The organism is Labrenzia sp. PHM005 (assembly GCF_006517275.1).
Taxonomy (GTDB): domain Bacteria; phylum Pseudomonadota; class Alphaproteobacteria; order Rhizobiales; family Stappiaceae; genus Roseibium.
On sequence record NZ_CP041191.1, the window covers coordinates 2,730,444 to 2,751,066 of the forward strand.

The following is a 20,623-nucleotide window of genomic DNA, read 5'->3' on the forward strand; positions in this document are numbered from 1 at the left end:
AGGTACTGGCCATCAGCCGCCGTAGATGTCGAAGTCGAAGTAATTCTTGGAGAATTCCTCGTAGGTGCCGTTGGCGCGGATCGCGGCGATCGCGGCGTTGATCTTTCCTTTCAGCTCGTCTTCGCCCTTGCGCAGACCGACGCCAACACCGGCGCCGAGAATAGCCGGATCGTCTGCGACATTGCCTTTAAGCTCGCAGCAGGCGCCGGCATCGGATTTCAGGAAAGCATCCAATGCGATGGCGTCAGCCTGGACAGCATCGACACGGCCTGCAGCGAGATCCTGGTTGGCTTCGTCCTGGGTCTGATACTGCTTGATGTCGTCAGCGGTTGGGCCGAAATACTTGTCAGCATAAGCGGCATGGATGGTGGACACCTGCACGCCGAGGATTTTGCCGGAAAGGCCTTCTGGCGTAGCTTCAAAATCGTCGCCCTTGGCGCCAATGACGCTGGTCGGTGTGTTGTAGTACTTGTCCGAAAAGTCGATAGTTTTCAGGCGTTCTTCAGTGATCGACATGGAGCCGACGATCATGTCGATTTTGCCGGATGTCAGAGCCGGAATGATGCCGTCCCAGGCAACAGGAGTGATGACACAGTTGAGTTTGGCTTCGGCGCAAATCGCTTCCATGAACTCAACTTCCCAGCCAACCCATTTGCCGCTGGAATCTGGTGATGTGAACGGCGGATATGGTTCGGCAGCAACACCTACTTTGACGTCTTGAGCCAGCGCTCCGGTGACTGCTGTGGCACTCACTGCCGCTGCAACAAATGCTGCTTTGAAGATCTGTTTCATGCTGTTCCCCTGTTTTTCGGTTTGTTTGCCGGAAGGTCCGGCTTGACCAGCCCGCGCATGTGAGCCGCGGGATGCCCGTTCTTTAAAAACGCCCGGCCCCTGCCGTTGTCCTCCCGGCAAGGCCCGGCCCTTTAGTGGACCGAACTGATGAATTTCTTCAGCCGGTCCGATTTCGGCGCGCCAAACACTTGGTCCGGCGGTCCCTGTTCCTCGATGATGCCGTTGTGCAGAAAGATGACATGGCTTGCGACTTCGCGGGCAAACTTCATTTCGTGCGTGACCAGCACCATGGTCCGATGTTCCTGCGCCAGATCGCCGATGACGCTCAGCACTTCTCCGACCAGTTCCGGATCGAGGGCGGAGGTGGGTTCATCAAACAGAAGCGCAAGCGGCTGGACGGCGAGGGCCCGGGCAATGGCAGCGCGCTGCTGCTGGCCGCCGGATAAAAATGCTGGATAGGCGTCGTGTTTTTCCTGAAGGCCGACCCGCCGAAGAAGACCTTCTGCGATTTCAACGGCCTGATCGCGTTTCATACCCAAAACATGGACGGGAACTTCAATGACGTTTTGCAGTACTGTCATGTGCTGCCAGAGATTGAAGCTTTGGAAAACCATCGCCAGCTGGCTGCGGATGCGTTCGATCTGCTTGCGGTCTGCTGGGCGTAGGCCGTAGTGGCCATCGTCTTTTAATGAAATTGGCTCGCCATGGATTGTGACCGACCCGGCGCTCGGAAGCTCCAGCATATTGATGCATCTTAAAAGCGTCGATTTACCGGAGCCCGATCCTCCGATGATCGCAATGACATCGCCTTTATTAGCTGTCAGCGAAACACCTTTGAGCACTTCAAGTGCTCCGAAACGTTTAAAGAGGTCTCGCACCTCTATGGCTGGCGCCACAGGTTCCATCATACCGCCATTGCCCGGCAATGCCGGACTGCTGTTGTTACTGTTCCCGCTGGCTTGTTGTTTTAAACGGTGCGGTGCCAGCTTTCCGTCCCGATATGTCTTGTTAGCTTTGCATTCAGTTCGTAATTATTCAAGTGTATAATTTGGGCTTGTGTGCTTATTATTCAGTCGTATAATTGCGAGTGGTTTTACGAATCTATCCAGCTTTTTTGAGCGGAGGCCATAAGGAAACACGCATGATGAAGGGGGCGGAAATGACCGAAATCACGCAATATCTGCCGTCTTCCGGCACTGTGCTTTTGCCGTTTTTAATTGCTGCTTCGCTCAGGAGTGCTGAATGAGCCGGCGTACTTTCCATCGCGCCAGCGAGGCAGAGCGCCGCCAGGACTTGATCAACGCGACGCTCGACTGCATCTCAGAACTTGGTTTGCAACGCGCGACCGTTCGAGAAGTTGCAACCCGCGCTGGGGTCACTCCAGGCCTCATCCGCCACTATTTTTCCAGTAAGGATCAGATGCTGCAGGCTGCTTACCGGGAAGTCATGACCGGGATGACTTCAAAGGTGGCGGCAGCTGCTGACGTGGGACAGACAAGCGCACGGGCCCGGTTGCATGATTTTATCGTTGCCAACCTGACACCTCCGGTTGCCGACGGCCGGTCTCTATCACTATGGGCCGCTTTTATCAGTCATGTCCGCGTTGATCCTGCCTTTGCCGAAATCCATCGGGAGAGTTATCTCGCTTTTCGCTCCGCGCTCGAAGTGCTTGTGGCTGAGGTGTTGGCAGAGGCTGGGGAAGTGCCTGATGACACACGCTGCCGGGAGTTGTCGATTGCTATCAACGGTGTGATCGATGGCCTTTGGTTGGAGGGCACGCTGGTTGGCGATCTTTTTTCCGAAACGCCTTTGCCTGGCATTGCCATTAAATCCGTAGAAGCCCTTTTAGGCGGCATCAAACTCGCCGCCGGCGACCAACCAACCTGAGAGACCGACTATGCGTTATGCGTCGATCACCGATCGTCTGGCCCATTTGGGCTCAGGAAAATGGACCGTGCATCTCAAAGCGCGTGAGATGATGGCGGCTGGCACGTCCGTCATTGAACTCACGATTGGCGAGCCGGACATCATGCCGGATACGGCCTTGCTAGACGAAGCCAACCGGTCGATGCGGGAAGGACGGATCCGCTATTCAAATGGCCGGGGTGAGCCGAAAATCGTTTCAGCCCTGACCGAGAAATACCGCAAACGCCAGCCGGAAATCACGGAACGCAACATCCTCTGCTTCCCGGGAACGCAGACGGCGCTGTTTGCGGTCATGCTCGGTCTTGTTGAGGGGGGTGACGCGGTTCTGGTGCCAGACCCGCTGTATGCCACATACGAAGGCGTGGTTGCAGCCACCGGGGCGTCGATGGTTCCCGTGCCGCTGCGTCCGGAACAAGGATTTCATCTGCAAGCTGAAGACCTCGAGCAGGCGATTACACCAGACTGCCGGGTGCTTTTGTTGAACAATCCGCACAATCCGACCGGTGCAACTCTTTCAAAAGACGAAGTTGCGGCGATTGGTGAGGTTTGCGACCGTCATGATCTCTGGATCGTGTGTGACGAAGTCTATGAAAAGCTGATTTTTGACGGTGAGTTCGTCTCTCCGTTCGATATCCCGGAATTGCAAGAGCGGACAATCGCGGTGTCTTCGATTTCCAAGTCTCACGCCGCTCCTGGGTTTCGCTCGGGTTGGGCCGTTGGTCCTGAGGAGTTCTGCGACCGTTTGCTGTCCGTTTCCGAAACAATGCTGTTTGGTGGCCAGCCGTTTATCGCCGATATGACCGCCATGGCGGTCTCCGGAAACTTCGATACGGCAGAGCGCATGCGCGAGAGCTACCAGCGGCGTGCGGGCCTTGTCATGGACCACCTTGGCGGCCATGGCGCCTTGCGGCCGATGATGCCGGAAGCGGGTATGTTCTTGCTGGTTGATGTCCGGGAGACCGGTCTGGATGGAGAAATATTTGCGGCTCGTTTGCTTGATGAAAAACATGTGGCCGTGATGCCGGGGGGCTCGTTCGGCGATCAGGCGGCTGGTTTCATCCGGTTGTCGCTGAGTGTGGCGGACGAAGAACTTCTGGAAGCTGCAGACCGGATTGCCGCCTTTGTAGATGAACTTGGCGCAGGGACTAAAAAATGGGCGTAGCAGAAAAGACTGTCGGCGAAGTTCTGATCGAATTGCTGGAAGTCTATGGTGTGGACACCGTTTTTGGAATTCCGGGCGTTCATACAGCCGAGCTTTATAGGGGGCTCGCGACGTCCAGTATTCGCCATATCACACCGCGCCATGAGCAAGGTGCTGGATTCATGGCTGACGGCTATGCGCGTGTGACAGGCAAACCCGGTGTGGCACTGGTTATTACAGGGCCGGGGCTCACCAACACAATCACGGCGATGGCCCAGGCATATCAAGATTCCATACCGATGCTGGTTATATCCGGCGTCAATTCCCGGGGCAGTCTTGGGCATGGGCGCGGTTGTCTGCACGAGTTGCCGGACCAGCGGGCGACCATGGCCACCGTGTCGCATATGACCCACACGTTGCTGGATCCGGCCGATCTGCCATCTGTCTTGGAGCGGGCCTTTATAATCCTTCAGTCCCGCCGCCCGGGGCCGGTTCATATTGAGATCCCAACAGATGTGATGGATTCAAAAATCGCGATTGAGGTGCCGGATCCCATAAAAACCTTCGGGCCGCGGGCATCCGTTTCTCAAGTTGCGGCTTTGGCCGAAAAATGCCGTCAGTCTCAGGCACCGGTGATTCTGTGCGGAGGCGGATCCATATCGTCCGCCGAACAGATTAAGATGTTGGCGGAGAAGCTGGATGCGCCTCTGGTCACAACGGTGAACGCCCGCGGTATGTTTGTAGGTCATCCGTTGTCGGTGCCGGCAAGCCCGAGCCTTCAGCCTGTCCGGGGCCTGCTTGCCAACGCCGATCTGGTGATCGCGCTGGGAACGCAAATGGGAGCAACCGACTACGACATGTATGCCGACGGCGGGTTCCCCGAGCTTGGCAATCTGGTGCGGGTGGATATTGATGCGGATCAGCTTGCCCGTGGTCCGGCGGCCTCTCTTCAAATCCTGTCCACGGTCGACCAGCTTTTGACTGACCTTTTGCCGATGGTCGGCGGTCTGAGTGGACGCAGAGGTGGCGCAGAACGCGCAGACAGGTGCCGGAGAGGCGCGCTGGAAAGCCTAAGTCCGAAAATGCACCTGGAAATCAAAGTCCTGGAGGGTATTCGGGACGCCCTTCCGGGCTGTATTCTTGTCGGCGATTCGACCCAGGCAATTTACTCCGGAAATCTTTATTTCGAAGCCGGGCAACCCAAAGGCTGGTTTAATGCCGCGACCGGTTATGGCGCGTTGGGCTACGGACCGCCAGCCGCAATCGGGGCGTGCCTGGGCGCGCCGGAAAAGCCGGTTGTCTGCATCGTTGGCGACGGCGGCTTCCAGTTTTCCTTGGCGGAGATCGGCTCTGCGAAGGATTGCGGCGCCAATGTCATTTTTCTGGTCTGGAACAATGACGGGTATGGTGAGATCAAGACCTACATGGAAGACAGCGGCATTGTTCCGGAAGGGGTAACACCGTCTGCGCCGGATTTTCTGAAGATTGCTGAGGCCTATGGCGTGCCAGCGGTGCGCTTGGATGATGTTGTCGACTTGCCAGAAGCGCTTCGGCGGCTGGCTGGTGAGGGAGGTCCTAGCCTGATCGAGATCCACGAAACGAGAACCCGTGGAGCCGGCGTTTAGAGCGCGAAAACGGTGCGCTTTTAACCAATTTGTTCGCTTATCAGATCCTTTTTGGGCGTGGCGCAATCTCCAGCGCGGCGCCCTTTTTCTCATTCATAAGTTTAATAGACTTAAGATGATCCTACGGAAGTATGGGCCTACCTAAGTAGTCTTGAGTAAAATTTGAATATCAGTAGAAAACAATCCTTAAATTCCAGTGAAGTTCGGTGACGCTAGTCACTTTAGGTCAATTGCCAATCTGAGTTTCTCTTTTAGAGGTTCGTGGATTGAGGTCTAGGGAAGGGGGATTCTCGACCAATACTGGATAAGGGGATGTAAAAGTTGAAACTGATTGCCGCCTTTAGTGTCTAAAATTGGCGGCATAGAAGTAGCAGATACAGTGCGTTTTTCGTTTTTCTGCTGTGACTGTTTTCAGCATTGACATGTTGCCCAGTAATTCGGTCACGGAACTCCCGACTTTTCATCGGCTATGGAATTCAGGATCTGGCATTTGCCGGAGCTGGAGCGAGACGGTTGCCATTTGAGGGTGGCCGCCATGGGGAAATACCGGGGGCCGGTTGCCGGAGCCTCCGCGCGTGACAGGATCAAATGGAGGAGACTGTATGTCCGAAAACTCATCCAACAACGCTTATTGGTCCGCCAATATGCGCATCATCGTGGTCAGCCTCATCATTTGGGCGCTGGTCTCTTTTGGGTTCGGCATTTTGCTGCGCCCGCTCTTGAGCACAATTTCTGTTGGCGGCACTGACCTTGGTTTCTGGTTTGCCCAGCAGGGGTCGATCATCGTCTTTCTTGGGATCATCTTCTTTTATGCCTTCAAGATGAACAAACTCGACCGTGAACACGGTGTAGAAGAAGAGTAAGGGCGGCTTCAACGATGGATCAGTTTACTATCAATCTGCTGTTTGTGGGTGGCTCCTTTGCCCTCTACATCGGCATCGCGATCTGGGCCCGTGCCGGGTCCACATCTGAGTTTTATGCTGCCGGCCGCGGTGTCCATCCGGTCACTAACGGTATGGCAACGGCTGCTGACTGGATGTCGGCCGCATCGTTCATCTCCATGGCTGGCCTCATCGCCTTTACCGGTTATGACAACTCATCCTTCCTGATGGGCTGGACCGGCGGTTACGTGCTGTTGGCGCTGCTGCTTGCTCCTTACCTTCGTAAGTTCGGCAAGTTCACCGTTTCCGAGTTCATCGGCGATCGTTTCTACAGCCAGACTGCCCGGATCGTGGCCGTTGTGTGCTTGATCGTTGCCTCGGTGACCTATGTTATCGGTCAGATGACGGGTGTTGGTGTTGCCTTCGGCCGCTTCCTGGAAGTTGACAATACAACCGGCCTTCTGATTGGCGCGGCTGTTGTGTTCGCCTACGCGGTGTTCGGCGGCATGAAAGGCGTGACCTACACGCAGGTTGCCCAGTATGTTGTTCTGATCACGGCCTACACCATCCCGGCTATCTTCATCTCGCTGCAGCTGACCGGCAACCCGATCCCGGGTCTGGGTCTGTTTGGCGATGATGTTGCCGCTGGTGTTCCGCTTCTGACCAAGCTGGACCAGGTGGTTACGGAACTAGGCTTTAACTCCTACACCTCCCACCATGCTGATACACTCAACATGGTGCTGTTCACCCTGTCTCTGATGATTGGTACGGCTGGTCTGCCGCACGTGATCATGCGCTTCTTCACTGTTCCGAAAGTGGCTGACGCGCGCTGGTCCGCTGGTTGGGCTCTGGTGTTCATTGCGCTGCTTTACATCACCGCTCCGGCTGTTGGTGCCATGGCACGCCTGAACATCACCGAAATGATGTGGCCGAACGGCGGCATTGCCGGCGGTGCTGTTGCAGTTGAGCAGATCGAGAACGACAGCAAATACGACTGGATGGACACCTGGCAAAAGACCGGTCTTCTGAACTGGGAAGACAAGAACGGCGACGGCAAGATCCAGTACTACAACGACAAGAATGCCAGCATGCAGGCTATGGCTGAAGAAAAAGGCTGGGCCGGCAACGAACTGACCAAGTTCAACCGTGACATCCTTGTGCTTGCCAATCCGGAAATTGCGAACCTGCCGAGCTGGGTGATTGGTCTCGTGGCTGCCGGTGGTCTTGCCGCCGCGCTGTCAACGGCTGCCGGTCTCTTGCTGGCGATCTCGTCCGCGGTGTCGCATGACTTGATCAAGGGGGCGTTTAATCCAGCGATCTCGGAAAAAGGTGAGCTCTTGTCTGCGCGGATAGCCATGGCGGTCGCGATTGTTGTGGCAACCTATTTGGGGCTCAATCCTCCAGGGTTTGCGGCGCAAACGGTGGCCTTGGCCTTCGGTCTGGCGGCAGCCTCGATCTTCCCGGCGCTGATGATGGGTATCTTCACCAAGGTGAACAGCCGTGGTGCGGTAGCCGGCATGATCGCAGGTATCTCCGTCACCCTGATCTACATCTTCCTACATAAGGGCTGGCTGTTCATTCCGGGCACCAACTCCTTTACCGATGCGGATCCGCTGCTGGGCACCATCAAGTCCACATCCTTCGGTGCGATCGGCGCCATGGTGAACTTCGCGGTTGCCTACTTCGTCTCGAAATCTTCCGAGCCGATCCCGGCAGAAATCGAGCAGTTGGTTGAAAGCGTGCGGGTTCCGCGCGGTGCCGGCGCAGCTCAGGATCACTAAAGCTGATATTCAGGCCGCCGCTCTGCGGCGGTCTGTCTGCTTCCGATTTTGTCCTGCCCGGTTCACATTGGGCAGGATTTTTTCTTTTTGTGTAAAGGCTTCAGCATGCCCCTGACACCTGATCGGATCGTGCGGTTTTTGAATTCAGTGCATCCCTACGATGCGCTTCCTGCAGATGTGCAAACCGCAATCCTTCAGGAAGTCGATGTCCGGGATGTCAAAAAGGACGGAACGATTTACGAGTTCGGAGCAACATTGCCCGGTCTGTTCATCATTTTTGACGGTGCGGTCGAAGTCCGGGACGAACAAGGTGCGGTTCTCAGTTATCTGGGACCCCGGAATTCCTTCGGAGAACGCGGTCTTTTAAAGGACGGTGTGGCCGTAACCTCTGCCCGTGCCGACGCCGATTCAATTCTGCTGGTGGTTCCTCCGGCAACATTCCAGAACCTGATCTCGGAACATCAGCCGTTTGCCCGGTTTTTTGATCGCAGCCGCAAACCTCAGGCGCGCGACAAGGATTTGGCGACCACGCAAGTGGCAACTTTCATGGCAAATGCGCCGATTACCTGTCAGCCGGATGACAATGTGCAATTCGCGGCCCGCAAAATGCGCGATCACCATGTGTCTTCGCTGTGTGTGACTGATGGCGATGGCCGGTTGACCGGAATTGTTACCATCCGGGATCTGTCCGGCAAGGTTCTTGCCGAAGGCCTGCCGATCGAGACGCCTGTGCAGGAGGTGATGACAGCTGATCCGGTCACTTTGGCACCAAGCGCGATTGGCTCTGATGTCCTGCATTTGATGATGGAGCGGCGCATTGGTCATGTCCCCATCGTCAATGGCGATGTCTTGGCCGGTATTGTCACACAGACAGATTTGACCCGTTTTCAGGCCGTCAGTTCGGCCGAGCTGGTTGGGGAGATCAGCGCTGCTGGAACAGCAGAAGAGATCGCCAAAGTGACCGCGCGCATTCCGGACCTTCTGGTCCAGCTGGTTGCCAATGGCAGCCGCCATGAAGTGGTGACCCGCCTGATCACAGACATTGCCGATATCGCTACACGGCGCCTTTTGACGTTGGCTGAAGAAAAACTGGGACCGCCGCCGGTGCCTTATCTCTGGCTTGCCTGTGGCTCGCAAGGCCGCCAGGAGCAGACAGGGGTGAGTGATCAGGACAATTGCCTGTTTTTGGACGACAGCGTCACAGATGCCGACCGGACTGGCTACTTTGCAGAACTCGCCAAGTTCGTGTCCGACGGTCTCAACACTTGCGGTTATGTCTATTGCCCAGGTGATATGATGGCGACCAATCCGCGCTGGTGCCAGCCGGTCAGAGTCTGGAAAAGTTATTTTGAAGGCTGGATCGAAAAGCCAGACCCCATGGCTCAGATGCTGAGCTCAGTGATGTTTGATCTTCGGCCGATTGGTGGTCACAAGCCACTATTCGCCAACCTTCAGGACGAGACACTGGCAGCTGCGTCCAAGAACTCGATTTTCGTGGCGCATATGATCAGCAATTCGCTGAAGCATACCCCGCCGCTCAATCTCTTGCGCGGGTTGGCAACGATCCGGTCTGGAGAAAACAAGAACACACTCGATTTGAAACACAACGGGGTTGTGCCGGTGGTGGACCTTGCCCGGATCTATGCGCTACGTGGTGAAATTCGGGCGGTGAACACCCGCGCCCGGCTGGTTGAAGCTCGGGAGAATGGCCAATTGAGTCAGTCTGGAGCAGGGGATCTCATTGATGCTTATGACCTAATTGCCGAGACACGTTTGCTGCATCAGGTTGATATGATCAAACAGGGTTTGCCGCCGAACAATTTTCTGCAACCGTCGATCCTATCGGATTTTGAACGCAGTCACTTAAGGGATGCGTTTGTTGTGGTCAAAACCATGCAGTCGGCCGCCGGGCAGGGGCGCGGAATGCTCAGTTAAGAAACACCGGACAATGCGGCTGGGAGGATAGCTGCTTGCCGGGTTGGGAGAGCGAATGTTTGTAGAACTGATTGCAACGATTGTGGCCGGTGCCGCTGCCGCGGGGCTTGTCTTGCTGATCAACCGGGCGCTTGGCGGAAAGATGCCGCGCTGGCTGGCCCCCGTGATGGCTGGTGTTGCCATGCTGGCGGCAACGATTTCCAACGAATACGGCTGGTTTGAACGGACCAAGGAGACATTGCCCGACGGATTGGTTGTCGCTCATACGGTCGAAAACAAGGCGTTTTACCGCCCCTGGACCTACCTCGTGCCGTATGTTGAGCGGTTTGTCGCGATCGACACCTTTTCCATCCAGACGCATACCTCCCAGCCGGGCATGAAACTCGCCGAAGCTTACTTCTTCGGCCGCTGGTCCACGGTCAACAAATTGCCGGTGCTCACCGATTGTGTTGATACCCGGCGGGCCGCTCTGATCGACGGGGTTACTTTTGAAATTGATGGGGTCGTTGAAGGGGCTGAGTGGATTGACGTTCCTGACGATGATCCGCTTGTTTCGACGATTTGCGGAGCTGGATGATGCTGACCACCTTCAGCTTGCGGCTGCGGATCTTTCTCCTGTTTTTGGGACTGACAGCTGTTACCTGGGGTGCCGTCAGCCTTTCTCTTTATGTTGGTTTTCTGCGTACCGAGGTAACGGGCGTTGGATCTGGTTTCCTGTTTGCGGGTATTTTGGCGAACTTCGGGACGCTTGCGGTATTCGCGCTCTTCTGGCTGCTGTTTGACGAAAACGTCGCAAAGCCGATCGAACGCATTGCAGCAGCCATGCGCACAAGAGCGCATGCCGGCGTTGAGGTTTCCGTCGACCATCATGAAGCACGTTATCTTGGGGACTTGGCGCCAGCTGTGTCCGCTGTAACAGGGGAATTGTCCAAGGTCTCGGACGGGGCTGAGGACATTGTCGCCGAAGAAACGGCGCGGCTGAACGCAGAACGCGCCCATCTGGCCTTGCTTTTGACCGAGATTCCGGTCGCAATCGTCCTGGTCAGCCCGACCCATCAAATCATGCTGTATGACGGGCAGGCCGCGGATGTGCTCGGACAGGTGCACGTCCCGCGACTGAGCGCTTCGATCTTTGACTATTTTTCCGAAGATGAATTGCGGAAGGCGTGTGAGCAGCTGACAGACAAGCGGCGGGAAGTTGAGGCGGATGTCCATGGTACTCGCGGGAACCTGACATTTAAGCTGCGCTTGAAGAAGCTCAGTCAGGCGTCCGGCTATATGATCCTGATCGACAATACGAGCGCGCGCATTGCTCCCGATGCCGCTCGGCCGCTGATCTATGATTTTGACCTTGAGGTGCAGGATTCAGAGCGGGCCTTTGAAAACCGGCCCCTGCAGGAAATGTCCTTCACGGTGTTTGATACGGAAACAACGGGACTTATGCCGAACAAGGACGAGATCGTGCAAATCGGTGCCGTCCGCGTCGTTAATGGCCGGATTGTCCCGGGTGAAGAAGTGGATCAGCTGGTCAATCCCGGCCGTCCCATTCCGCTGGCATCCAGCAAAGTGCACGGCATCACCGATGAGATGGTCACCGATGCGCCGGAAGCCCTGGATGCTGTCGAGGACTTTCACGGTTTTGCCCGGGATTCGGTGATTGTTGCCCATAACGCGCCATTCGACATGGCCTTCCTGCACCGCTATGGCAAAGTTCTTGGGCTGGATTGGGATCATCCGATCCTTGATACTGTGTTGCTCTCTGCTGTGGTGTTTGGCGCGAATGAAGAGCACACGCTGGATGCGGTGTGTTTGAGGCTTGGCATTAAAATCCGTCCCGAAGTCCGGCATACGGCGCTGGGAGATGCGGAAGCGACCGCCGAAGCCTTATGCAAGCTTTTGCCGATCCTTGCATCCCGCGGCTACAAAACCTTCGGTGAGGTCATTCAGGAGACCCGCAAGCACGGGCGGCTGCTGAAAGACATGAACTGATTTCAGAAAAATTTATCTTTTGAAGAGCATTTGGTTTGATCGATCGCCTTCGATCGGAGGGTATGCTGCAGTGCGGCGTGGTTTCGTTTGCAGTGCGAATTAACGCGATTTGATTTCATATCATGTTTCTTTTGGCTCTATTCGAAAGCATTTTTCGCTGGTTTTTTGTCAGATTTGTGTCACACTCTCCGTGTGGAGAGGAGAATTTTCGATAGGGAATTGGGATTTTTTCGCTTTAAGGTGTTTGTAATATTGTAAAAAAATCAAAGCCTTGTCAGTTTTTAGACGCGGCTAAATCATCTACTAAAAATTTAGTTTGACAATGTGATCTCCCTGTGTCCAAGTATTGGCAGCCGGATTAATGACGGCCTAGATACTCTCATGGGAGGAAATTTAAGATGCGCAAGTATCTTCTCTGCGCAGTCGCAGCTGGTGCTGTGATTGCTGGAGCCGGATCTGCTTTTGCCGATGAGGCGGCAGCACAAAAGTGGATCGATCAAGAATTCCAGCCTTCAGTTCTGTCCAAAGATGAGCAGCTTGCTGAAATGCAGTGGTTCATCGGCGCGGCTGAGCCGTTCAAGGGCATGGAAATTAACGTTCTGTCCGAAGGTATTCCGACTCACTCGTATGAGTCCGAAGTCCTGACCAAAGCCTTTGAGGAAATCACCGGTATCAAGGTGAACCACCAGATCCTCGGTGAAGGCGAGGTTGTTCAGGCCGTTCAGACCCAAATGCAGACCGGCCGGAACCTCTACGACGCATACGTCAACGACTCCGACCTGATCGGGACACACTCCCGTCTGCAGCTTGCTTACAACCTGACTGACTGGATGGCCGGAAACGGCAAAGACGTCACCAATCCAGGTCTGGACCTGGCTGACTTCATGGGCACCCAGTTCACGACTGGCCCGGATGGCGACCTCTACCAGCTTCCTGATCAGCAGTTCGCGAACCTTTACTGGTTCCGTAAAGACTGGTTCGACCGTGAAGACCTGAAAAAGGCCTTTAAGGACAAGTACGGCTACGATCTTGGCGTTCCGGTCAACTGGTCCGCTTACGAAGATATCGCTGAGTTCTTCTCCAAAGAGGTGAAGGAAATCGACGGTGTCGCGATCTACGGTCACATGGACTACGGTAAACGTGCTCCGGACCTTGGTTGGCGTATGACCGATGCATGGCTCTCCATGGCCGGTGCTGGCGACAAGGGCGAGCCGAACGGTATCCCGGTTGACGAGTGGGGCATCCGCATGGAAGCCGGTACTTGTAACCCGGTTGGTGCATCTGTCACCCGCGGTGGCGCTGCAAACGGCCCGGCGGCTGTTTACGCGATCCGTAAGTGGGATGAGTGGCTGCGCAACTACGCGCCTCCAGGCGCTGCAAGCTTCGACTTCTACCAGTCTCTGCCGGCTCTGAGCCAGGGCAATGTTGCTCAGCAGATCTTCTGGTACACCGCGTTCACCGCGGACATGGTGAAGCCGAAGTCTGAAGGCAACAACACCGTGGACGACGAGGGTACCCCGCTGTGGCGTATGGCTCCGAGCCCGCATGGTCCTTACTGGGAAGAAGGTCAGAAGGTTGGTTACCAGGACGTGGGTTCCTGGACGATCCTGAAGTCCACTCCAGAAGACCGCGCGAAAGCTGCTTGGCTCTATGCTCAGTTCGTGGTTTCCAAGACTGTTGACGTGAAGAAAAGCCATGTTGGCCTGACCTTCATCCGTGACAGCTCTGTGAACCATGAGTCCTTTACCGAACGCGCTGGCCGCCTTGGTGGTCTGGTTGAGTTCTACCGCTCCCCGGACCGTGTTGCCTGGTCTCCGACTGGCGTCAACGTTCCGGATTACCCGAAGCTGGCCCAGATCTGGTGGCAGCAGATTGGTGACGTGAACTCCGGTGCATTCACCCCGCAAGAGGCGATGGACCGCCTTGCGCAGGAAATGGATATCGTTATGTCCCGCATGCAGCAGGCTGACGAGCGCGCCAATGTTTACGGTGGTTGCGGACCGCGTCTGAACGAAGAAAAAGACGCTGAGTATTGGCTGTCCCAGCCGGGTGCTCCGAAGGCAAAACTCGCCAACGAGAAGCCTCAGGGCGAGACCGTCAACTACGACGAACTGGTTGCTCGCTGGCAGAAGTGATCACCTGATCCGTCTTAAATAGAACTCCGGACCGGGGCTTGTCCCCGGTCCTTCACCGATCCGAATGTGTTAGGCGGCTGCGGCATGTGTTCCGCGCCAAAGCCTGAACGGACGCGGGCAGATATTCAATGTCTCTACAACTTAAAAACGTCAGCAAGCGCGTGGGTTCCATCACTCATGTGAAGGAAACCAGCTTGTCTCTCGAACCAGGGCATTTCAATGTTCTGCTCGGGGAAACCGGATCCGGCAAGACATCGCTCATCAAACTGATGGCCGGTCTCGACAGCCTCGCTTCCGGACAGATTATCCTCAACGGCAAGGACGTGTCGGGTTTGAGCGCTCAAAAACGCAACATCAGCCTGGTGCATCAGTTCTTCGTCAACTACCCGCATATGACGGTGTTCGACAACATCGCTTCGCCGCTGAAAATTGCAGGCGTTGCCAAGTCGGAAATCGAAGGCCGGGTAGAAGAAGCGGCAGGTCTCATGAAACTGGGACCTTACCTGAAACGAAACCCGCACGAACTGTCCGGTGGTCAGCAGCAGCGGTGTGCACTGGCGCGGGCAATCGTCAAGGAAAGCGACGCGGTGTTCCTCGATGAGCCGCTTGCCAACCTTGATTATAAGCTGCGCGAAGAATTGCGCGATCAGCTTCCAGAATTGTTTGCCGGCCGCGGCGCCGTCGTTGTCTACGCAACGTCTGAACCGGAAGAAGCTCTGCTTTTGGGCGGCCGTACGGCACTCATGACAGACGGCAATGTGGTTCAGTTTGGCCCGACGGCTGAGATCTACCGTCAGCCGAAGGATCTGGATGCGGCCAAGGTGTTCTCAAACCCGCCGATCAACACTGCTGAAGTCAGCAAGCAGGGCGACACGGTGATCCTGAACGACCAAACCCGCTGGACGCTCTCTGGAGCCGCTGCAGGTTTATCGGACGGCATCTATACGCTCGCGATCCGTCCGCACCACGTCATGCCGGTGGAATCCAAGGACCATACAGTCCGGCTCGAAGGACATGTGCAAGTGACTGAACTCAGCGGTTCGGAAAGCAGTGCGCACTTCGACATGGACGGTCAGTCCTGGGTGTCGCTGTCGCCAGGTGTGCATCCATACTTCGTTGGTGAGGTCCACACGTTCTATCTGGACCCAAACCATTGTTTCTTCTTTGCCCCGAGTGGCGAGCTGGTGGCGTAAGGAGAGGACTTCATGGCACAAATCACGCTTTCAAATCTGCGTCACAGCTATCATCCAAATCCGCAAAGTGATGCCGATTATGCACTCAAAAAGATCGACCTGACGTGGGAAGACGGCGGTGCGTATGCTCTGCTCGGTCCGTCCGGCTGCGGCAAGTCCACGCTTTTGAACATCATCTCTGGCCTGCTAGTTCCCTCTGAGGGCAAGATCCTCTTTGGGGATCAGGATGTGACCTCTTTGCCGCCGGCAAAGCGCAACATCGCCCAGGTGTTCCAGTTCCCGGTCATCTACGACACGATGACAGTGTACGACAATCTGGCATTTCCGCTGCGCAACCGCGGCCGTGATGAGGACATCGTCAAGCAGCGCGTCACCGCGATCGCTGAAATGCTCGAAGTCACGGACATGCTGAACGTCCGGGCGGCGAACCTGTCGCCGGACAATAAGCAGAAAATCTCCATGGGCCGCGGCCTCGTCCGTCAGGACGTCAACGTCGTCATGTTCGATGAGCCGCTGACCGTGATCGATCCGCATCTGAAATGGAAGCTGCGCTCCAAGCTGAAGGAACTCCATCAGCGGGTGAAGGCGACCATGATCTACGTGACGCACGATCAAACCGAAGCTCTGACGTTTGCGGACAAGGTTGTGGTGATGCAGGATGGTGAAATCGTTCAGATGGGCACGCCCGTCGATCTGTTCGAACGTCCGGCCCACACCTTTGTTGGTCACTTTATCGGTTCGCCGGGCATGAACGTTCTGCCGTGCGACGTGAAGGGCGGGGCAGCCTTCTTTGGCGGCGAAAAGGTGGATCTTGAAGGTCCGGCCAAAGACGTCGCTGATGGAACTGCCGAAGTTGGCATTCGTCCTGAGTTTGTCTCTATCGCATCAAACGGCCATGGCGTCGACGCTGTTGTCCGCAAGGTTGCTGATGTCGGCAGGCACAAGGTCGTTGAAGCCATCGCGCATGACAGCCGCATTCACGCGATCCTGGATGGGGAAGCGCCGAGTGCCGGTGAAACCGTCAAGCTCGAATTCAAACAATCCCAGACCCGTCTTTACAAGGACGGCTGGCTGGCCAGCGCTCCGATGGAGGGTGTCTGATGAAAACGCAAAATCAACGCGCTTGGTTATTTGTTCTCCCGGTGCTCATTCTGGTCGCGTTCAACGCGCTCATCCCAATGATGACTGTGGTGAACTACTCCGTCCAGGAAACCTTCGGCGACAACCTTTTCTTCTGGGAAGGGCTGCGCTGGTTCCAGGAAGTCCTGCAGTCGGAGCGGTTTCATAACGCTCTAGGGCGCCAGTTCTTCTTCACTTTCATGATCCTGATCATCGAAATTCCACTTGGCATTGCCATCGCGCTTTCCATGCCGAAAAAGGGATTTTGGGTGCCGGTCTGCCTGGTTACCATGGCTTTGCCGATGCTGATCCCGTGGAACGTGGTTGGTGCCATGTGGAACATCTTTACCCTGCCAGACATCGGTCTGCTCGGGTACTTTATGAACCACACTCTGGGCATACCTTATGACATGACCCAGGATCCGGTTGCTGCCTGGGTAACGATCATCGTCATGGACGTCTGGCACTGGACATCGCTGGTGGTGCTGCTCTCCTACGCTGGTCTGGTGTCGATCCCGAACGCCTACTACCAGGCTGCTGAAATTGATGGCGCGTCCAATTGGGCTGTGTTCCGCTTCATTCAGCTGCCGAAGATGAAAACAGTTCTGACGATCGCGATCCTGCTCCGCTTTATGGACAGCTTCAACATCTACACCGAGCCGTTCGTCCTCACCGGTGGTGGTCCGGGCAACTCGACCACGCTGCTGTCCATCGATCTGGTGAAAATCGCCCTCGGTCAGTTCGACCTTGGCCCGGCGGCCGCCATGTCTCTCATCTACTTTGCCATCACGTTGCTCGCCTCTTGGCTGTTCTACACGCTGATGACAAAAGACGATAACAAGGCTTGAGGAAATCAAAATGAGACTGAGAAGCCTAGTTCCCATCATTTACATCCTCTTCCTGATGCTGCCGATCTATTGGCTCGTCGCGATGAGTTTCAAAACCACCAATGAAATCCTGGCCGGGTTCTCCCTGTTCCCGCAAACCTGGACTTTCGACAGCTACATCGCGATCTTCACCGATCCGACGTGGTACTGGGGTTACATCAATTCGATCATCTACGTGACTTTGAACACGTTGATTTCCGTCTCTGTAGCCCTGCCGGCAGCCTATGCTTTCTCCCGCTATTCCTTCGTGGGTGACAAGCATCTGTTCTTCTGGCTTTTGACCAACCGAATGGCCCCGGCCGCCGTCTTTGCGCTGCCGTTCTTCCAGCTCTATTCCGCTGTTGGCCTCTTTGACACGCATTTGGCTGTTGCCCTGGCGCACTGTCTGTTCAACGTGCCGCTGGCGGTCTGGATTTTGGAAGGGTTCATGAGCGGCGTGCCGAAGGAACTGGATGAAACGGCCTATGTGGATGGATATTCGTTCCCGCGGTTCTTCATGACCATCTTCCTTCCGGCGATCAAATCCGGTGTCGGTGTGGCTGCCTTCTTCTGCTTCATGTTCTCTTGGGTGGAAATGCTGCTGTCCAAAACGCTGACAGCCGTTGAAGCAAAGCCGATTGCAGCGGTCATGACACGGACAGCATCGTCTGCGGGTTATGAGCTCGGGCTCTTGGCTGCAGCGGGAACACTGACGATTATTCCTGGGGCAATCGTGATCTACTTTGTCCGTAACTACATTGCCAAGGGCTTTGCCCTGGGGAGGGTGTAATGCTGGGATGGATGGCCTGGACTTGGCCGACGGCTCTGGTGTTTGTCGGCATATTCTCCGCGATTGGGTTTCTAACGGTCCTAGAGTTGAAATTTCCTGGCGGCGATGAACGCCAGGGCGTTTTGGGACTGACCACGACCCGCGGTGACCGCCTGTTCATCACGCTTCTGGGCACAGCCTATATCTTCCTGGCTTGGCTGGGATTGATCGGGATGCCCTTGTGGGGACCGCTGGCAATCAGCATTGGCTGGGGCGTCTTTTGCTTCTGGAAAGTATAGAAGCCGGATAGACGCAAACATTAAACGTAGAAGTTTCGCAAGAGATGGTGCAAAGATAGAAGTGTTAGTCCCATCCGAACCGCATGAATGAAGCACAATAATGAGAAAGCGTAAAAGCCACGAGTTACTCACCGAAGTCGAACTGGAGTTCATGACTGAACTCTGGAAAATCGGCGAAGGCTCCGTGCGGGATATTCTCGCATGTTTGCCGGCGGAGAGAAAACTTGCCTATACGTCTTGTGCAACCATCATGCGGATCCTGGATGACAAGGGCTTCGTGGACAGCCGGAAAGAAGGGAAGACCTTGATCTATGCCCCGCGGCTTTCCAAAGACACCTATCAGTCCCGTTCCCTGCGAAACTTGTCTGACAAGCTTTTCGACGGGACGCCTGCCTCATTGGTGGCGCGTCTTGTCGATGACTATGATCTCTCGGAGAACGATCTGGAGGAAATAAGAGCGTTACTGGACAGGAGGAGGACAGATGACGCTACCTAACCAGATTTTCGATATTTACATCGACCTGAACATTACCTTCGCCATCACGGCGGTGGTTTGGCTGGTTGTAAAATACGTTCTGGAACGTATGGGAGTGAAACTGGCCTATTCCGTTCAGCTCGGTTTGCTGAATGGCCTGTTTGTCATCACCGCCATTTCGCCTGGGGCTGTTGCGCTCTACCGGCATCTTCTGGATGCGGGCATTGTTCCTGGAACCATGTCTGTCAATCTCGCTGATGCGGCTGTCTCGCAGTATCTGCGGGGAGGGATCGCGATATCGGCGCAGGATTTTCAGGAACTTTTGGGACTGAGGGCACGTCTTTCTGAGGAAATATTGGCGCTCAACTCGGCTCTCGGGACCGGCGTCGCCATTTTCTTTGTGGCTGGTGTTGCGTTCTTTGGCCTGAAACTCTGCAAGGCTTTCATCCGGTTGAACCAGATGCTGGCCTCTTGTCATCTCTGGCGGGAGCACGGACGTCTGCGGTTGTTGTTGTCCGATACTGCGGTTGTGCCATTTTCTGCACGTGGCCTGACCAAAAACTATGTGGTTTTGCCGACCGAACTCCTGACACAGAGCGAGGATCTAAAACTTGTTCTGAAGCACGAGTTCGAACATCTGCGCCAGGGGGATGTCACCTGGGAAATCGGTCTTGAAGTGCTGCGTCCGCTGTTCTTCTGGAATCCGTTCTTCTACATCTGGAAGTCCGAAGTCGAACGGTTGCGCGAGTTGGCCTGCGATCAGAAGGTTGCGGAAAGCGCTCAAGTTGACCTGCGATCTTATTGCATGTGTCTCCTGCGGGCTGCCAAGTCCGGCTTGAAGAAGCGTGAAGCCATCTTGAACCGGAACCGGTCTGGCGTTGCTGCTGTTGCCTTGATCGAGGTTCAGGACCGTCTCCTGCGCCGGTCTCCGGCACAAAAGCTTCGCAGCCGCGTGGAAGCCTTGATGGAACCAAACCGTGTGCAGCCACATGCGGGATTTACAGCCCTTGTGGTTGTTCCGATGGCGGCCATCGTCTTTGTGACGGCTTTGGCAATCCAGAAGCCTGCAGATTGGAGCCAGGACCGGTTGATGTTATCAGCGATCATCAATCTGGAGCGGTTGGAAACCATCAATTCCTTCGGCAAACGACCGCAATAACGCTCTGACTACGAACAATCTGTCGTCCCAGTTTTTGGGGCGGCAGAGCTGTTTGAACGGGAACCGAAGAGTTCTGGCGACCTCCTCCAGCTGTAATTTGTCGGTAAAATTTTCGAGGCACTGTTAATTCCGTCCCATTGCAGGGGCTCTCCTAGTTCCAGTTACCTCTTTTTTGAGCTTTTCCGGTGTGTTGTAATCGATTGGATCGCTGATCTTCGAAGACCGTTCCGGAGATGTTTATCCTACATGCCGTCTTGGCGTTTCCGGCTCAGCGGCCGTGTGCGTTGTTGTTTTTCCATGCAGCAGCTTTGCAAGGAAGAACGGAACGTAGACGTCATGAGCTAGAGCTTTTTTAAACAATACGGAGCCGCTTGATCCGCTTTTCGGGTCTGTTGACAAGCCGGGTGCAACACAGTTCAACGGATCTGAAAAGCGGACCTCCGGTGGACCAAATCCGCACAGCTGCAGCGTTGCGGAATTCGCCCGATACCCCGTATCGCACATCAATCCACGCCTTGCATCTGAGCAGATTTGAAAC

18 protein-coding genes are annotated in these 20,623 nt (G+C 55.4%); 16 read left to right on the forward strand and 2 right to left on the reverse strand.

Going from position 1 to position 20,623, the window contains the following annotated elements; all coding sequences use genetic code 11:
• Nucleotides 1–12 precede the first annotated feature (12 nt).
• Nucleotides 13–792 carry a transporter substrate-binding domain-containing protein gene (locus FJ695_RS12280; protein WP_141185719.1) on the reverse strand — a complete coding sequence of 260 codons (780 nt, stop codon included), beginning with the start codon at nucleotides 790–792 and terminating at the stop codon, nucleotides 13–15.
• A 131-nt stretch (nucleotides 793–923) separates the two neighbouring features.
• Nucleotides 924–1,697: an ABC transporter ATP-binding protein gene (locus FJ695_RS12285; protein WP_141188706.1), complete on the reverse strand. Its 774-nt coding sequence runs from the start codon at nucleotides 1,695–1,697 to the stop codon at nucleotides 924–926.
• Nucleotides 1,698–2,034: 337 nt separating this feature from the next.
• Here FJ695_RS12285 and FJ695_RS12290 point away from each other — a divergent pair, with 337 nt between their 5' ends.
• The 16 genes from FJ695_RS12290 (at nucleotide 2,035) to FJ695_RS12365 (ending at nucleotide 20,085) form a co-directional block, all read left to right on the forward strand.
• Complete coding sequence (locus FJ695_RS12290) at nucleotides 2,035–2,679, forward strand: TetR family transcriptional regulator C-terminal domain-containing protein (RefSeq protein WP_141185720.1); 645 nt, start codon at nucleotides 2,035–2,037, stop codon at nucleotides 2,677–2,679.
• 10 nt (nucleotides 2,680–2,689) lie between these two features.
• Nucleotides 2,690–3,880 carry a pyridoxal phosphate-dependent aminotransferase gene (locus FJ695_RS12295; RefSeq protein WP_141185721.1) on the forward strand — a complete coding sequence of 397 codons (1,191 nt, stop codon included), beginning with the start codon at nucleotides 2,690–2,692 and terminating at the stop codon, nucleotides 3,878–3,880.
• Nucleotides 3,871–5,484 carry a 5-guanidino-2-oxopentanoate decarboxylase gene (locus tag FJ695_RS12300; protein WP_141185722.1) on the forward strand — a complete coding sequence of 538 codons (1,614 nt, stop codon included), beginning with the start codon at nucleotides 3,871–3,873 and terminating at the stop codon, nucleotides 5,482–5,484. The genes FJ695_RS12295 and FJ695_RS12300 overlap by 10 nt, the downstream gene beginning before the upstream one ends.
• A 602-nt stretch (nucleotides 5,485–6,086) precedes the next feature.
• On the forward strand, nucleotides 6,087–6,347 hold the full coding sequence (locus FJ695_RS12305; protein WP_141185723.1) for a DUF4212 domain-containing protein: 261 nt from the start codon (nucleotides 6,087–6,089) through the stop codon (nucleotides 6,345–6,347).
• Nucleotides 6,348–6,361: 14 nt separating this feature from the next.
• Nucleotides 6,362–8,146 (forward strand): sodium:solute symporter family protein, encoded by a 1,785-nt coding sequence (locus tag FJ695_RS12310; protein WP_141185724.1) that lies wholly within the window; start codon nucleotides 6,362–6,364, stop codon nucleotides 8,144–8,146.
• A 105-nt stretch (nucleotides 8,147–8,251) separates the two neighbouring features.
• On the forward strand, nucleotides 8,252–10,081 hold the full coding sequence (locus FJ695_RS12315; protein WP_141185725.1) for a DUF294 nucleotidyltransferase-like domain-containing protein: 1,830 nt from the start codon (nucleotides 8,252–8,254) through the stop codon (nucleotides 10,079–10,081).
• A 55-nt stretch (nucleotides 10,082–10,136) separates the two neighbouring features.
• A complete protein-coding gene (locus FJ695_RS12320; protein ID WP_141185726.1) occupies nucleotides 10,137–10,658 on the forward strand; it encodes a hypothetical protein in 522 nt (173 codons plus the stop codon).
• Nucleotides 10,655–12,070 carry a 3'-5' exonuclease gene (locus FJ695_RS12325; RefSeq protein WP_209011023.1) on the forward strand — a complete coding sequence of 472 codons (1,416 nt, stop codon included), beginning with the start codon at nucleotides 10,655–10,657 and terminating at the stop codon, nucleotides 12,068–12,070. Before FJ695_RS12320 ends, FJ695_RS12325 begins: the two co-directional genes overlap by 4 nt.
• A 398-nt stretch (nucleotides 12,071–12,468) precedes the next feature.
• Nucleotides 12,469–14,205 (forward strand): ABC transporter substrate-binding protein, encoded by a 1,737-nt coding sequence (locus tag FJ695_RS12330; protein ID WP_141185727.1) that lies wholly within the window; start codon nucleotides 12,469–12,471, stop codon nucleotides 14,203–14,205.
• A 128-nt stretch (nucleotides 14,206–14,333) separates the two neighbouring features.
• The gene (locus FJ695_RS12335) at nucleotides 14,334–15,398 is read left to right on the forward strand and encodes an ABC transporter ATP-binding protein (protein WP_141185728.1); all 1,065 of its coding nucleotides are present in this window, start codon (nucleotides 14,334–14,336) and stop codon (nucleotides 15,396–15,398) included.
• A gap of 12 nt (nucleotides 15,399–15,410) precedes the next feature.
• A complete protein-coding gene (locus FJ695_RS12340) occupies nucleotides 15,411–16,499 on the forward strand; it encodes an ABC transporter ATP-binding protein (protein ID WP_141185729.1) in 1,089 nt (362 codons plus the stop codon).
• Nucleotides 16,496–17,365 carry a carbohydrate ABC transporter permease gene (locus tag FJ695_RS12345; protein ID WP_209011124.1) on the forward strand — a complete coding sequence of 290 codons (870 nt, stop codon included), beginning with the start codon at nucleotides 16,496–16,498 and terminating at the stop codon, nucleotides 17,363–17,365. Before FJ695_RS12340 ends, FJ695_RS12345 begins: the two co-directional genes overlap by 4 nt.
• Before the next feature lie 10 nt (nucleotides 17,366–17,375).
• The gene (locus tag FJ695_RS12350) at nucleotides 17,376–18,173 is read left to right on the forward strand and encodes a carbohydrate ABC transporter permease (protein WP_141185731.1); all 798 of its coding nucleotides are present in this window, start codon (nucleotides 17,376–17,378) and stop codon (nucleotides 18,171–18,173) included.
• Nucleotides 18,173–18,451 (forward strand): DUF2160 domain-containing protein, encoded by a 279-nt coding sequence (locus tag FJ695_RS12355; protein WP_141185732.1) that lies wholly within the window; start codon nucleotides 18,173–18,175, stop codon nucleotides 18,449–18,451. The genes FJ695_RS12350 and FJ695_RS12355 overlap by 1 nt, the downstream gene beginning before the upstream one ends.
• 100 nt (nucleotides 18,452–18,551) lie before the next feature.
• The gene (locus tag FJ695_RS12360) at nucleotides 18,552–18,947 is read left to right on the forward strand and encodes a BlaI/MecI/CopY family transcriptional regulator (RefSeq protein WP_141185733.1); all 396 of its coding nucleotides are present in this window, start codon (nucleotides 18,552–18,554) and stop codon (nucleotides 18,945–18,947) included.
• Complete coding sequence (locus tag FJ695_RS12365; protein WP_141185734.1) at nucleotides 18,934–20,085, forward strand: M56 family metallopeptidase; 1,152 nt, start codon at nucleotides 18,934–18,936, stop codon at nucleotides 20,083–20,085. Before FJ695_RS12360 ends, FJ695_RS12365 begins: the two co-directional genes overlap by 14 nt.
• Nucleotides 20,086–20,623 lie beyond the last annotated feature (538 nt).

Coding starts and splice junctions, on each gene's coding strand:
- FJ695_RS12360 (WP_141185733.1), top strand. CDS start 18,552: ATGAGAAAGCGTAAAAGCCACGAGTTACTCACCGAAGTCGAACTGGAG.
- FJ695_RS12335 (WP_141185728.1), top strand. CDS start 14,334: ATGTCTCTACAACTTAAAAACGTCAGCAAGCGCGTGGGTTCCATCACT.
- FJ695_RS12330 (WP_141185727.1), top strand. CDS start 12,469: ATGCGCAAGTATCTTCTCTGCGCAGTCGCAGCTGGTGCTGTGATTGCT.
- FJ695_RS12350 (WP_141185731.1), top strand. CDS start 17,376: ATGAGACTGAGAAGCCTAGTTCCCATCATTTACATCCTCTTCCTGATG.
- FJ695_RS12305 (WP_141185723.1), top strand. CDS start 6,087: ATGTCCGAAAACTCATCCAACAACGCTTATTGGTCCGCCAATATGCGC.
- FJ695_RS12280 (WP_141185719.1), bottom strand. CDS start 792: ATGAAACAGATCTTCAAAGCAGCATTTGTTGCAGCGGCAGTGAGTGCC.
- FJ695_RS12325 (WP_209011023.1), top strand. CDS start 10,655: ATGATGCTGACCACCTTCAGCTTGCGGCTGCGGATCTTTCTCCTGTTT.
- FJ695_RS12365 (WP_141185734.1), top strand. CDS start 18,934: ATGACGCTACCTAACCAGATTTTCGATATTTACATCGACCTGAACATT.
- FJ695_RS12340 (WP_141185729.1), top strand. CDS start 15,411: ATGGCACAAATCACGCTTTCAAATCTGCGTCACAGCTATCATCCAAAT.
- FJ695_RS12285 (WP_141188706.1), bottom strand. CDS start 1,697: ATGGAACCTGTGGCGCCAGCCATAGAGGTGCGAGACCTCTTTAAACGT.
- FJ695_RS12310 (WP_141185724.1), top strand. CDS start 6,362: ATGGATCAGTTTACTATCAATCTGCTGTTTGTGGGTGGCTCCTTTGCC.
- FJ695_RS12300 (WP_141185722.1), top strand. CDS start 3,871: ATGGGCGTAGCAGAAAAGACTGTCGGCGAAGTTCTGATCGAATTGCTG.
- FJ695_RS12290 (WP_141185720.1), top strand. CDS start 2,035: ATGAGCCGGCGTACTTTCCATCGCGCCAGCGAGGCAGAGCGCCGCCAG.
- FJ695_RS12320 (WP_141185726.1), top strand. CDS start 10,137: ATGTTTGTAGAACTGATTGCAACGATTGTGGCCGGTGCCGCTGCCGCG.
- FJ695_RS12355 (WP_141185732.1), top strand. CDS start 18,173: ATGCTGGGATGGATGGCCTGGACTTGGCCGACGGCTCTGGTGTTTGTC.
- FJ695_RS12295 (WP_141185721.1), top strand. CDS start 2,690: ATGCGTTATGCGTCGATCACCGATCGTCTGGCCCATTTGGGCTCAGGA.
- FJ695_RS12315 (WP_141185725.1), top strand. CDS start 8,252: ATGCCCCTGACACCTGATCGGATCGTGCGGTTTTTGAATTCAGTGCAT.